Origin of the sequence: Anaerotignum faecicola (assembly GCA_024460105.1) — a bacterium.
GTDB lineage: Bacteria > Bacillota > Clostridia > Lachnospirales > Anaerotignaceae > JANFXS01.
In genome coordinates this window covers 1-445 of record JANFXS010000301.1, presented here as the reverse complement: position 1 = coordinate 445, position 445 = coordinate 1, and the positions used below count along the sequence as shown (strand labels likewise).

The window sequence follows — 445 nt, the reverse complement described above, 5'->3', positions numbered from 1 at the left end:
GTAAAGGAGAACAGCACTTCATCTCCCACGATCACCCTCGTGCCGCATCCGCAGCAATAGCCGTCCACTTCAACCAGGTCCCTGATCGGGCCGATCAGGCTGTATGTACGGCCGGAATTGATAAATACCAGATGTCCGGCCGCCCGTGCTCCCGCAACAGCCTTTCTGGCACTCTCCGGTACATTCCGGTTCACTTCCGAGAGAAGCGTACCATCTATATCAAAAAATAATGCCTTTCTGTTACTTGTCATTCATCACCCCGAAAACGGATACTGCCCGTTTTTTCATCCATGCTTTCTACGATTGCAAGGGATTCGACACGGATTCCATCTGCGCGCAGACGGTCTCCTCCAGGCTGAAACCCTTTCTCGATCACAATCCCGGCACCGATCAATTCTGCTCCCGAATCCTTCACCACGGCTGCCAGGCCCTCTAAAGCCTTGCC

Annotated in this window: 2 protein-coding genes; both read right to left on the bottom strand. The window is 53.5% G+C overall.

All coding sequences use genetic code 11. From position 1 onward, the window contains the following. A partial coding sequence (locus NE664_14075) for an HAD hydrolase family protein (protein ID MCQ4727762.1) occupies window positions 1-251 on the bottom strand: 251 nt, incomplete at its 3' end. Then, a partial coding sequence (locus NE664_14070) for a xanthine phosphoribosyltransferase (GenBank protein ID MCQ4727761.1) occupies window positions 248-445 on the bottom strand: 198 nt, incomplete at its 5' end. The genes NE664_14075 and NE664_14070, both read right to left, overlap by 4 nt.